Raw genomic sequence first — 12,307 nt, 5'->3', positions numbered from 1 at the left:
CGCCCACAAAGTCACTGCGGGCCGTAGGGCGAACAACCGCTCGCGGTTATCCGCCGGAACCTGCATGTCACCGATTGCGCCCACCCGCGATATCACGCCCCTCCTTCGAGTCTGGCCAGGCGCTCCTCCAGCGCCGCCAGGCGCGTCTCCAGCTCGGCGATCCGCGCTTCCGCATCGGCCGACAGAGCGGCCGGCGCGGCGCGTTCCGGGTCGCTGCCCATCGCCTCCACGGCGGCCTCGAGGTCGGCCTGGCTGCCGAGCAGGTGCATGTAGCGCTCCTCGCGCTGCCCGGCGCGACGCTCCAGGTGCACGGCCAGGCCACGGCCGGCGAGGCGTTCCAGGTGGTGGCGGATCTGCTCGACGTCGTCGAAATCGTGCAGGCGGTTGCTGCGGGTGAGCAGTTCGTTGAGGGTCTGCGGACCACGCAGGAACAGCAGGCCGAGCAGCGCCACCTGTGGCGCCACCAATTCCAGGCCCTTGCCCAGGGTGTGCTCCCAGCGGTCGGCGCGGCTGCCCATCACCAGCCTGACCAGGCCGCGCCCCTCGAGCTGGCGCAGGCTCTGGCCGACCTGGCCGGGCGTGAGGTTCATCACCGGATCGCGGCTGGTCTTCTGGTTGCAGGCCAGGACCAGGGCATTGAGGGTCAGCGGATAGGTTTCCGGGGTGGTCGCCTGCTTCTCGACGAGGCTGCCGAGAATCCGTGCATCGACGGCGCTCAGCGGGTCGTCGACGAACGGCGAGTTGGGCTCGGTGGACATCGCTACATCCCTATGCAAGGAAAAAGGCGCCTAGCCTAGCGCGAGTCGCCGGGGATGGCACGGAGCGTCATGTAAATAAAACCCATGAGGCGAGCCCCGGCCTGCGGGGCCCGCCGTCGCGCACGGGCTCAGCGTACGGCTTCGAACAGCCCGCTGGCGCCCATGCCGCCGCCGACGCACATGGTCACCACGCCGTAGCGCAGGTTGCGCCGGCGCAGTTCGCGGACCAGATGACCGACCTGGCGCGAGCCGGTCATGCCGAACGGGTGGCCGATGGCGATGGAGCCGCCGTTGACGTTGTACTTCTCGTTGTCGATCTCCAGCCGGTCGCGGCAGTACAGGCACTGCGAGGCGAAGGCTTCGTTGAGTTCCCAGAGATCGATGTCGGCGATCTTCAGCCCCTTCGCCTTGAGCAGCTTCGGCACCGAGAACACCGGACCGATGCCCATTTCGTCCGGCTCGCAGCCGGCCACGGTGAAGCCACGGAAAAAGGCCTTCGGCTCCAGGCCCAGCGCCAGCGCTTTCTCCAGGCTCATCAGCAGGGTCATCGAGGCGCCGTCGGAGAGTTGCGAGGCGTTGCCGGCGGTGACCGAACCGTCCTCGGCGAACGCCGGCTTCAGCGAGGCCAGGCCTTCGAGGGTGGTGTCCGGGCGGTTGCAGTCGTCGCGGTCGACCACTCCGTCGAGCACCTGCTTCTCGCCGCTGGCCTTGTCCTCCACCGCGTAGCGGGTGGTCATCGGCACGATCTCGTCGGCGAACAGCCCGTCCGCCTGGGCTCGCGCCATCCGCTGCTGGCTCTGCAGGGCGTAGGCATCCTGGGCCTCGCGGGTGATGCCGTAGCGACGGGCGACGATCTCGGCGGTCTGCCCCATGGGGTAGTAGATGCCCGGCACCTCCCTTTGCAGCAGCGGGTTCACCAGGTGGTCGGTGTTGACGCTCTTCAGGGTCAGGGTGATCGACTCGACGCCGCCGGCGACGATCACCTCGCTGCAACCGGAAGCGATCTGGTTGGCGGCGATGGCGATCGCCTGCAGGCCGGAGGAACAGTAGCGGTTGAGGGTCATCCCCGGCACCTGGATGCCGAGGCCGGAGAGCACCGCCACGTTGCGCCCGATGTTGTGGCCCTGGGCGCCTTCGTTGGAGCCGGCGCCGACGATGCAGTCATCCACCAGCAGCGGGTCGAGGTCGTTGCGCGCCAGCAGCGCGTCGACACAGTGGGCGGCCATGTCGTCCGGCCGGGTCAGGTTGAACTTGCCGCGGAAGGACTTGGCCAGGCCGGTCCGGACGCTGTCGACGATCACCACTTCACGCATGGGGGAACCCTCGCTGTTATTGTCGGGCGGCCGCCGGGGCAGCGGCCGGATCGAGCGAGGATAAGGCGAGGCAATCGCGCGAGGCACCGATCATTCATCCGGCGTATGCGTCGCCATCCCCTGGAGAGGACGGCGCCGCATTCCGGCAGGCCTCACTTGTCCTTCTTGTACGCCGCCTCGATGGCGTCGTTGATGGTGCGCAGCACCTTGACCCGGGCGAAGCGCTTGTCGTTGGCTTCGACCAGGGTCCAGGGCGCGATCTCGGTGCTGGTACGGTCGACCATGTCGCCCACCGCGTCCACGTACTGGTCCCACTTGTCGCGGTTGCGCCAGTCTTCCTCGGTGATCTTGTAGCGCTTGTAGGGGGTTTTCTCGCGCTCCTTGAAGCGCTCCATCTGGGTCTGCTTGTCGATCGCCAGCCAGAACTTCACCACGATGATCCCGTACTCGCTGAGCTGCTCCTCGAAGTCGTTGATCTCGCCATAGGCGCGCAGCCAGTCGGCCGGTGCGCAGAAGCCCTCGATGCGTTCCACCAGCACGCGGCCGTACCAGGAACGGTCGAAGATGGTGAACTGGCGGCGCGCCGGGATGTGCCGCCAGAAGCGCCAGAGATAGGGCTGCGCGCGCTCCTCTTCGGTCGGCGCGGCGATCGGCACGATATGGTACTGGCGCGGGTCCAGCGCGTCGGTAACGCGGCGGATGGCGCCGCCCTTGCCGGCCGCGTCGTTGCCCTCGAACACCGCGACCAGCGAATGCTGGCGGAAGCGCTTGTCGCGGATCAGCCCGGCCAGGCGCGCCTGCTCGGCGGCGAGCTGCTCCTTGTAGGCGTCCTTGTCCAGGTACTGGCCCAGGTCCAGGGAGTCCAGCAGGCCACGGTTGTCCAGGCTCGACACCAGCGGTGCGGCGTGCGGCTGGCGCTTGGCGCGCTCCTTGGTGGCCAGCGCGGCCTGCAACCCTTCGAGAAGGATGCGGCCGACGGTCAGGGCGCGGTAGCGCTCGTCCGCGCCTTCCACCACGTACCAGGGCGCGTAGTCCCGGCTGGTGCGGCGCAGCACGCGCTCGCCGTAATGCACGAAGCGGTCGTAGACCTCGCTCTGCTTCCAGTCCAGCGGACTGAGCTTCCAGCTGTGCTGCGGATCCTTCTCCAGCGCCTTGAGACGCTCCTTCAACTGTTTCTTGGAGAGATGGAACCAGAACTTGAAGAGCAGCGCGCCTTCGTCGCAGAGCATGCGCTCGAAGCGTTCGGCGGCATCGATGGCCTGGTCCAGCTTGGCCTCCTTGATATGCCCCTCGACCCGCGCGTAGAGCATCTGGCTGTACCAGTTGCCGAAGAAGATACCGGTCCGCCCCTTGGGCGGCAGGCGCCGCCAGAAGCGCCACTGCGGCGGCCGCTCCAGTTCCTCGTCGGAGGGACGGAGGAAGCTCTGCACCTCGATCAGGCGCGGGTCCATCCACTCGTTGAGGAGCTTGACCGTCTCGCCCTTGCCGGCGCCCTCGATGCCGTTGATCAGGATGATCACCGGGAAGCGCGCCTGCTGCTTGAGCTCGAACTGCGCCTCGAGCAGCGCTTCGCGCAACTCGATGACGGCCTTCTCGTAGGTGTCCTTGTCGATGCTGTGGCCAACTTCCGCGGATTCGAACATGGAGGTCTCCCTTAACCTGAGTCCTTCAAGGTAGCGGATCGGCGTGCGGCTGTCTGCGCGGCGCCGCGGCATGTTCGCGCAGCGCCTCGCCGCTGGCCGGCAAAGCCCCGTAAAATGCGCCATCCGCTTTTTCAGGTTCTGCCATGTCCGACTTCCAGCATGCCCAGCTCGACTGGGACGAAAACGGCCAGCCGCTATCCCGCGCCTTCGGCGACGTATATTTTTCCCGGCATTCCGGGCTCAACGAGACGCGCCATGTGTTCCTCGCCACCAACCGCCTGGCCGAGCGCTTCGCCGCGCTGGGCGACGGCGAGGTGCTGTGCATCGGCGAGACCGGCTTCGGCACCGGACTGAACTTCCTCTGCGCCTGGCAATTGTTCGAACGGGTTGCTCCGGCCGGCGCGCGTCTGGAGTTCGTCAGCGTGGAGAAATTCCCCCTCGCCGCCGCCGACCTGCGCCGCGTCCTGGCGCTATGGCCGGAACTGGCGCCCTGGAGCGAAGCCCTGCTGGACCAGTATCTCGCCCTGCATCCGGGCTTCCAGCGCCTGGCGTTCGCGGGCGGAAGGGTCGGCCTGACCCTGCTGCTGGGCGATGCCCTGGAGTGCCTGCCGCAGCTCGACGCGCGGGTCGACGCCTGGTTCCTCGACGGCTTCGCCCCGGCGAAGAACCCGGACATGTGGTCGCCCGCGCTGTTCGCCGAACTGGCGCGACTGTCGGCGCCGCAGGCGACCCTGGGCACCTTCACCAGCGCCGGTTTCGTCCGCCGCGGGCTGATCGAGGCCGGTTTCGCCATGCAACGGGTACCGGGCTACGGGCAGAAGCGCGAGATGCTCGGCGGCACCTACCAGGGGCCGCCGGCGAACGCCGGCAAGCCCTGGTACGCACGCCCCGCGCCCCACGCCGGGCGCCGCGCGGCACTGGTGGTCGGCGGCGGCCTGGCCGGCTGCGCCAGCGCCGCCAGCCTCGCCGCGCGCGGCTGGCAGGTGACCCTGATCGAACGCCATCCCGGCCTCGCCCGGGAAGCCTCGGGCAACCCCCAGGGCGTGCTCTACCTGAAACTCTCGGCCCACGGCACGCCGCTGTCGCGCCTGGTGCTCAGCGGCTTCGGCCATACCCGCCGGCTGCTCGAACGCCTGCGGCGCGGCCGCGACTGGGACGCCTGCGGCGTACTGCAACTGGCCTTCGACGCCAAGGAAGCGCAACGCCAGGCGCAACTGGCCGCAGCCTTCCCCGCCGACCTGCTGCACGGCCTGGACCGCGAGCAGGCCGAGCGCCTCGCCGGCGTCGCCCTGCCCGCCGGCGGCCTGTTCTATCCCGAAGCCGGCTGGGTCCATCCGCCCGCGCTGTGCCAGGCCCTGGCCGCCACCCCCGGGATCACCCTGCTGAGCGGCCGGGCGGTACGCTTGCGCCGCGAGGGCGACGACTGGTGCGCCTACGCCGGCGACGAATGCCTGGCCCGCGCGCCACTCGCGATCCTCGCCACCGCCGCCGACATCCGCGACTTCCCGCCCGCCGCCGAGCTGCCGCTGAAGCGCATTCGCGGGCAGGTCACCCGCCTGCCGGCCACCCCGCAAAGTCGGGCGCTGCGCACCGTGGTCTGCGCCGAGGGCTACGTCGCACCGCCGCGTGGCGACGAACACACCCTCGGCGCCAGCTTCGACTTCAAGAGCGAAGACCTGGCGCCGACCCTCGCCGAACACCAGGGCAACCTCGAACTGCTGCGGGAAATATCCCCCGACCTGCTGCAGCGCCTGGGCGCCGACGACCTGCCGCTGGAGCGCCTGGAAGGCCGCGCGGCATTCCGCTGCACCAGCCCCGACTACCTGCCCCTGGTAGGCCCGCTGGCCGAGCGCGCGGCCTTCGACGAGGCCTACGCGGTGCTCGCCCGCGACGCCCGCCAGGTGCCGGAGCGGGCCTGCCCCTGGCTGCCAGGCCTGTACCTGAACAGCGGCCACGGCTCGCGCGGGCTGATCAGCGCGCCGCTGTCCGGCGAACTGCTGGCGGCGTGGATCTGCGGCGAGCCGCTGCCGCTGCCGCGCGCGGTGGCCGAGGCCTGCCACCCGAACCGCTTCCTGCTGCGCGACCTGGTGCGCGGGCAGCGCGGCTGAAGCCCCGGGCGCACCGATTTGCGCTACCCTTCGGGCCTGCCGCACGCGCAGGCCATACCGGACCACCGGCTGGCTCACCCGCGGAAACAGTTGATCGACGATGGATGTACTGCTCTTCGAATCCCTGGGCATCGGCGCCGTTCTCGGCCTGCTGCTCGGCCTCACCGGCGCCGGCGGCTCGCTGGTCGCCCTGCCCCTGCTGCTCAGCCTGCACCTGCCGCTGCGCGACGCCATCGGCGTGAGCCTCGGCGCGGTCGCCCTGTCGGCGCTGATCGGCGCCATCCCGCGCGCGCGCCAGGGCCAGGTGGCCTGGCGGCCGGTGCTGGTCCTGGCGCTGGCCGGCCTGCCGAGCAACGCCGTCGGCCAATGGCTCGGCCGCTTCGTCCCGGAAGGCGTGCTGATCGTCGCCTTCTGCCTGCTGGTGCTCTGGTCGGCCTGGCGCATGTGGCGCGGCGCCGGGATGAAACGCGAGGCCAGCGACCAGGCACGGAGCCTGCCGCTGCTCGGCATCGGCCTGGCGGTCGGCTTGCTGTCGGGATTGATGGGCGTGGGCGGCGGTTTCCTGGTGGTGCCGGGGCTGCTCTGGTTCACCCCGCTGTCGATGATGGCCGCCACCGCCACCTCGATGGCGGTGATCGCGCTGGTCTCCGGCGGCGGCTTCCTGATCTACCTGACCGGCGCCCACCCGCCGCTGCCGCTGCTCGGCGGCCTCGCCGCCGGCGGCGCGGTCGGCGTGCTCGGCGGCAACCTGCTGGCGCAGCGCCTCGGCGGCCCGACCCTGCAACGCCTGTTCGCGCTGATGCTGGTGGCGGTGAGCTTCTCCCTGGCGGCGCAGAAGCTCTACGGCGGGTAGCTTTCCTCGGCGGCCGGGGCACCGGGGAAGCGGCGTCATGCGCCCTGCTCGACGGTCATGCCATGTCGTCGGGCGGATATCGCTGGGTCGGCGGATAACGCCGACGGCGTTATCCGCCCTACGCGGAGGTCACGCCATGGCGTACAACGCGCTTGTCCACCAGCCTGCACCGGCAAGGCATCGGCAGGTTCGCCAGGTAAAGACCGCCGACGCGACTGTCTTTCGTAGCGAACCTGGCGCCCTCACTCTTCTTCGACGTCCTCTTCCGGCAGGCCGAACAGGTCGGCCGCGCGCAGCAGCGCGGCCAGCAGGCCGTGGCGCTCCCACTCGGGCAACGCGGCGAAGCGCTCGATCACGTACTCCGGCAATAGCGGCGGCGCCTCCGCCAGGGCTTCGTGGCCGGCCGGGTCGAGGTGCAGCCAGGACTTGCGCCGGTCCTGTTCGTCGCGCCGACGATAGAGCAGGCCGCGTCCTTCGAGGCGGTCGAGCACGCCGGAGAGCGATGCCTGGGACAGGCTGACCAGCTTGGCCAGTTGCGTCGCGGTCAGTTCTCCCTCCACCGCCAGGACATGCAGGATCAGCAATTGCAGCGGGGTCAGGCCGCCGTATCGGCTGAGACGCTTGGAGTGGATTTCAGCGGCCTGCTGGAGGCGGCGGATGGCGCGGAAAATAGCGAGCGAATAGGTATCGGCAGCGGTCTTATTACTTTCAACCATAATAAATTCTTCGTTAAGGGTCCTGATAGGCCCGGAAAATTCGTATAGAACTCCTTCCAACTGTAACGGTCCTCTGTTAGGTAAGTCATGTACCCGGAAGGAGTACGTAACCCACTTCCCCAACGGAGAACCGGTAAGGAATATGTGCGGCATATCAGGAGAGTTTCGTTTCGACAACCAGGCAGCCGACCTCGCAGCGGTCGAACGCATCACCCACCACCTGGCCCCTCGAGGCCCCGACGCCTGGGGTTTCCATGCCCAGGGCCCGATCGCCCTCGGACATCGACGGCTGAAGATCATGGACCTGGCGGAAGCTTCCGGCCAACCGATGATCGATCCCGATCTCGGCCTGGCCATGGTGTTCAATGGCGCCATCTACAACTACCCCGAACTGCGTGGCGAACTGGAAAGCCTTGGCTATCGGTTCTTCTCCGGCGGCGACACCGAAGTTCTCTTGAAGGGGTACCATGCCTGGGGCGCCGATTTATTGCCCCGGCTCAATGGGATGTTCGCCTTCGCCGTCTGGGAGCGCGATCGCCAGCGGCTGTTCCTGGCCCGTGACCGCCTCGGCATCAAGCCGCTCTACTACAGCCTCGACCACTCGCGCCTGCGCTTCGCCTCGAGCCTGCCGGCCCTGCTCAAGGGCGGCGACATCGCCAGCGACCTCGATCCGCAGGCGCTGAATTTCTACCTCAACTTCCACGCCGTGGTTCCCGCCCCGCACACCTTGCTGGAGGGCGTGAAGAAGCTGCCGCCGGCGACCTGGATGAGCGTCGACCTCGACGGAAGCTGCGAGCAGCGCACCTGGTGGACGCTGGACTACGGCCCGCGCCCGGACGAGCGCGAGCTGACGCTCGACGACTGGCAGGAGCGCGTCCTCGACGGCCTCCGCGAAGCGGTGGCGATCCGCCAGCGCGCCGCCCGCGAGGTCGGCGTGCTGCTCTCCGGCGGGGTCGATTCGAGCCTGCTGGTGGGCCTGCTGCACGAGGCCGGGGTGGACAACCTGCTGACCTTCTCCATCGGCTTCGAGGATGCCGGCGGCGAGCGCGGCGACGAGTTCCAGTATTCCGACCTGATCGCCGAGCGCTACCACACCCGCCACCATCGCCTGCGCATCGGCGAGCACGAAGTGATCGAGCAGTTGCCGGCGGCCTTCCGCGCCATGAGCGAGCCGATGGTCAGCCACGACTGCATCGCCTTCTACCTGCTCGCGCGGGAAGTCTCGAAGCACTGCAAGGTGGTGCAGAGCGGCCAGGGCGCCGACGAGCTGTTCGCCGGCTACCACTGGTATCCGAAGGTGGATGGCGCCGACGACGCCTTCGCCGCGTACCGCGCGGCGTTCTTCGACCGCGACCACGAGGAATACCTGGCCACCGTCGGCGAGCGCTTCCGCGTCGAGGACGTCGCCGGGCGTTTCGTCCGCGACCACTTCGCCAGCCCCGGCGCCGAGGCCGCGGTGGACAAGGCGCTGCGCCTGGACAGCACGATCATGCTGGTCGACGACCCGGTCAAGCGGGTCGACAACATGACCATGGCCTGGGGCCTGGAAGCCCGCGTGCCGTTCCTCGACTACCGCCTGGCCGAGCTGTCGGCGCGCATTCCCGCCCGCTTCAAGCTCGGCGATGGCGGCAAGCAGGTGCTCAAGGGTGCCGCGCGCAAGGTGATTCCCAGCGAAGTCATCGACCGGCCCAAGGGCTACTTCCCGGTGCCCGGCCTCAAGCACCTGCAGGGCCGCACCCGCGAATGGGTACGCGAGCTGCTGCTCGACCCGAGCCAGGACCGCGGCCTGTTCCAGCCGGCGATATTCGATCGCCTGCTGAGCGATCCGGACGGCGACCTCACACCGCTGCGCGGCTCCAAGCTGTGGCAGCTGGCCGCCCTCAACCTCTGGCTCAGCGAACAGGGACTTTGAAAATGGGCCCCCAACGCAGGGGCCCGAACCAGGAGCGATCATGAAAGGCCACTTGCATCTGCCTCACCCGCACAACCAGCGCCTGCAACGTATCCAGGCGCCCACCTACGAACGCCTGCAGGCGCGTCTCGCCGAAGATCACAGCGAGCCCACCGAGAAACCGCTGAGCATCCACTGCGGCTGGGGCCGCCTGCTGATCGGGCAGACCTACCCGGACGCCGAGGAACTGGCCCGCGACCTGTTGCAGGAAGCCCCCGGCGAACGCGACATCGCGCTCTACGTGGCGGCGCCGCAGCAGGTCCTGGCCCACGCCCCGCAGCAGCTCTTCCTCGATCCCTCGGATACCCTGCGCCTGTGGTTCACCGACTACCGCCCGGCGCGCCGTCCGCCACGCGGTTTCCGCATCCGCCGGGTGCATACCGAGGAGGACTGGGCGGCGATCAACCGCCTGTACCTGGCACGCGGCATGCTTCCGGTGCAGACCGAGCGCCTCAGCCCGCGCCACCAGGGCGGGCCGATCTACTGGCTGGCCGAGGACGCCGACACTGGCGTCGCGGTAGGCACGGTGATGGGCCTCAACCACGCCAAGGCGTTCCAGGACCCGGAGGGCGGCTCCAGCCTCTGGTGCCTGGCGGTGGACCCGCAATGCAGCCGGCCGGGCGTCGGCGAGGCGCTGGTACGGCACCTGGTCGAGCACTTCATGAGCCGCGAACTGGCCTACCTCGACCTCTCGGTGCTGCACAACAACCAGCAGGCCAAGGCGCTCTACCGCAAGCTCGGCTTCCGCGAACTGGCGACCTTCACCATCAAGCGCAAGAACGGCATCAACCAGTCGCTGTTCCTCGGCCCCGGCCCGGAGGAAGACCTCAACCCCTACGCCAGGATCATCGTCGACGAGGCCCACCGGCGCGGCATCGAGGTACGCGTCGACGACGCCGAGGGCGGCCTGTTCACCCTGACCCAGGGCGGCCGGCAGATCCGCTGCCGCGAATCGCTCTCCGACCTGACCACGGCGGTGAGCATGACCCTCTGCCAGGACAAGGTCCTCACCCACCGCGCCCTGCAGCACGCCGGCCTGCGCCAGCCGCAGCAGCGCCTGGCCGGCAGCGCGGAGGAAAACGCCGCGTTCCTCGCCGAGCACGGTTCGCTGGTGGTCAAGCCGGTGGACGGCGAGCAGGGCCAGGGCGTGGCGGTGGACCTGCGTACCGCGGACGAGGTCGAGGAGGCCATCGAGGCCGCCCGCCATTTCGATTCGCGCGTGCTGCTGGAGAGCTACCACGCCGGCCACGACCTGCGCGTGCTGGTGATCGGCTACGAGGTGGTGGCCGCCGCCATCCGTCGTCCCGCCGCGGTGATCGGCGACGGCCGGCACAGCATCCGCGAGCTGATCGAGGCGCAGAGCCGCCGGCGCCAGGCCGCCACCGGCGGGGAAAGCCGCATCCCGCTCGACCACGAGACCGAGCGCACCCTGCGGGCCGCCGGCTATGGCTACGACGACGTGCTGCCCAGCGGCGAACACCTGGCCGTGCGGCGCACCGCCAACCTGCACACCGGCGGCATCCTCGAGGACGTCACCGACGCCCTCCATCCGGCCCTCCGCGAGGCCGCGATCCAGGCCGCGCGGGCCCTGGAAATACCGGTGGTGGGCCTGGACTTCCTGGTCGAGGCCGCCGACCAGCCCGACTACGTGATCATCGAAGCCAACGAGCGCGCCGGCCTGGCCAACCACGAGCCGCAGCCGACCGCCGAACGCTTCGTCGATCTTCTCTTCCCCCTCAGCCGCGAGGTGCCTTCATGACCCCTCTGCCACAACCGGACCTCAACTACCTGCAACGGGTGCTGCTGGAGATGCTCGCCATCCCCAGCCCCACCGGCTTCACCGATACCATCGTGCGCTATGTCGCCGAGCAGCTCGACGAACTTGGCGTGCCCTTCGAGATGACTCGCCGGGGAACCATCCGGGCGACCCTCCAGGGCCGCCTGAATACCCCGGACCGGGCGGTTTCCGCGCACCTCGACACGATCGGCGCGCTGGTCCGCGAGATCAAGCCCAACGGCCGCCTCGGCCTGGCCCCGGTAGGCTGCTGGTCGAGCCGCTTCGCCGAGGGTAGCCGGGTCACGGTGTTCACCGAACAGGGCGTGTTCCGTGGCAGCGTGCTGCCGCTGCTGGCCTCAGGCCACGCCTTCAATACCGAGGTGGACAACCTGAAGATCAGCTGGGACAACATCGAGCTGCGTCTCGACGCCTATACCGCCAGCCGCGCCGACAGCGAGAGCCTGGGCATCTCGGTGGGTGACTACGTGGCCTTCGATCCGTTGCCGGAGTTCACCGAGAGCGGCCATATCAGCGCCCGCCACCTGGACGACAAGGCCGGGGTCGCGGCGCTGCTGGCGGCGCTGAAGGCGGTCAAGGAAAGCGGGCAGGAGCCGCCGATCGACTGCCACCCGCTGTTCACCATCACCGAGGAAGTCGGCTCCGGCGCCGCCGGCGCCCTGCCCTGGGACGTCAGCGAGTTCGTCGGCATCGACATCGCCCCGGTGGCCGAAGGCCAGAATTCCAACGAGCACAGCGTCAGCGTGGCCATGCAGGACTCCGGCGGGCCCTACGACTTCCATCTGTCGCGGCACCTGCTGCGGCTCGGCGAGCGCCACGACATCGCCCTGCGCCGCGACCTGTTCCGCTACTACCACAGCGACGCGCAGTCGGCGATCGCCGCCGGCCACGACACCCGCGCCGCGCTGCTGGCGTTCGGCTGCGACGCCACCCACGGCTACGAGCGCACGCACATCGACAGTCTCGCCGCGCTGAGCCGGCTGCTCACCGCCTACATCCTCAGCCCGCCGGTCTTCGCCAGCGACGCCAAGCCCCGGGAAACCTCGCTGGAACGCTTCAACAAGCAGCTCGAGCATCCGGTGCACATGGAAAGCTGCACCCACGTCCCGCCGGTGGACGAAGTGCTCGACAGCAGCAACAACAGCGACAAGGACTGAACCCGCGCCGGCC

10 protein-coding genes are annotated in these 12,307 nt (G+C 69.2%); 5 read left to right on the top strand and 5 right to left on the bottom strand.

Annotation, left to right across the window (positions count from 1 at the left end):
* Positions 1-92: 92 nt before the first annotated feature.
* The 4 genes from M6E97_RS04220 to M6E97_RS04205 all read right to left on the bottom strand — a co-directional run bounded on the left by M6E97_RS04220 (position 93) and on the right by M6E97_RS04205 (position 3,859).
* Positions 93-758, bottom strand: coding sequence for a YceH family protein (locus tag M6E97_RS04220; RefSeq protein ID WP_003091932.1), 666 nt, complete (start codon positions 756-758; stop codon positions 93-95).
* A 128-nt stretch (positions 759-886) separates the two neighbouring features.
* Positions 887-2,071 carry a thiolase family protein gene (locus M6E97_RS04215; RefSeq protein WP_033940773.1) on the bottom strand — a complete coding sequence of 395 codons (1,185 nt, stop codon included), beginning with the start codon at positions 2,069-2,071 and terminating at the stop codon, positions 887-889.
* Positions 2,072-2,223: 152 nt separating this feature from the next.
* Entirely contained in the window at positions 2,224-3,714 is a 1,491-nt protein-coding gene (pap, locus tag M6E97_RS04210; RefSeq protein WP_003091935.1) for a polyphosphate:AMP phosphotransferase, read from the bottom strand.
* 25 nt (positions 3,715-3,739) lie between these two features.
* Positions 3,740-3,859, bottom strand: a complete 120-nt coding sequence (locus tag M6E97_RS04205; protein ID WP_003091936.1) for a hypothetical protein — start codon at positions 3,857-3,859, stop codon at positions 3,740-3,742.
* On the opposite strand from M6E97_RS04205, the gene mnmC reads away from it, so the two are divergent.
* Positions 3,858-5,822: a bifunctional tRNA (5-methylaminomethyl-2-thiouridine)(34)-methyltransferase MnmD/FAD-dependent 5-carboxymethylaminomethyl-2-thiouridine(34) oxidoreductase MnmC gene (gene mnmC, locus M6E97_RS04200; protein WP_033990953.1), complete on the top strand. Its 1,965-nt coding sequence runs from the start codon at positions 3,858-3,860 to the stop codon at positions 5,820-5,822. The two genes, M6E97_RS04205 and mnmC, sit on opposite strands and share 2 nt — an antisense overlap.
* A gap of 100 nt (positions 5,823-5,922) precedes the next feature.
* Positions 5,923-6,675, top strand: coding sequence for a sulfite exporter TauE/SafE family protein (locus M6E97_RS04195; protein WP_003117537.1), 753 nt, complete (start codon positions 5,923-5,925; stop codon positions 6,673-6,675).
* Positions 6,676-6,917: 242 nt separating this feature from the next.
* On the opposite strand, the gene M6E97_RS04190 is transcribed toward M6E97_RS04195, so the two are convergent.
* Positions 6,918-7,391 (bottom strand): MarR family winged helix-turn-helix transcriptional regulator, encoded by a 474-nt coding sequence (locus M6E97_RS04190; RefSeq protein WP_003091943.1) that lies wholly within the window; start codon positions 7,389-7,391, stop codon positions 6,918-6,920.
* A gap of 142 nt (positions 7,392-7,533) precedes the next feature.
* Here M6E97_RS04190 and M6E97_RS04185 point away from each other — a divergent pair, with 142 nt between their 5' ends.
* From M6E97_RS04185 to M6E97_RS04175, 3 genes are read left to right on the top strand one after another with little or no spacing between them, the layout of a single operon-like run.
* Complete coding sequence (locus M6E97_RS04185) at positions 7,534-9,303, top strand: N-acetylglutaminylglutamine amidotransferase (protein WP_034005775.1); 1,770 nt, start codon at positions 7,534-7,536, stop codon at positions 9,301-9,303.
* A gap of 40 nt (positions 9,304-9,343) precedes the next feature.
* On the top strand, positions 9,344-11,101 hold the full coding sequence (gene ngg / locus M6E97_RS04180; RefSeq protein WP_003091949.1) for an N-acetylglutaminylglutamine synthetase: 1,758 nt from the start codon (positions 9,344-9,346) through the stop codon (positions 11,099-11,101).
* Positions 11,098-12,294 (top strand): osmoprotectant NAGGN system M42 family peptidase, encoded by a 1,197-nt coding sequence (locus M6E97_RS04175; RefSeq protein ID WP_003091951.1) that lies wholly within the window; start codon positions 11,098-11,100, stop codon positions 12,292-12,294. The genes ngg and M6E97_RS04175 overlap by 4 nt, the downstream gene beginning before the upstream one ends.
* The last annotated feature ends 13 nt before the right edge of the window (positions 12,295-12,307 follow it).

Source organism: Pseudomonas sp. B111 (assembly GCF_026428275.1).
GTDB lineage: Bacteria > Pseudomonadota > Gammaproteobacteria > Pseudomonadales > Pseudomonadaceae > Pseudomonas > Pseudomonas aeruginosa.
The sequence above is the reverse complement of the archived record's forward strand: the minus strand, read 5'-3'. Positions and strand labels throughout refer to the sequence as shown.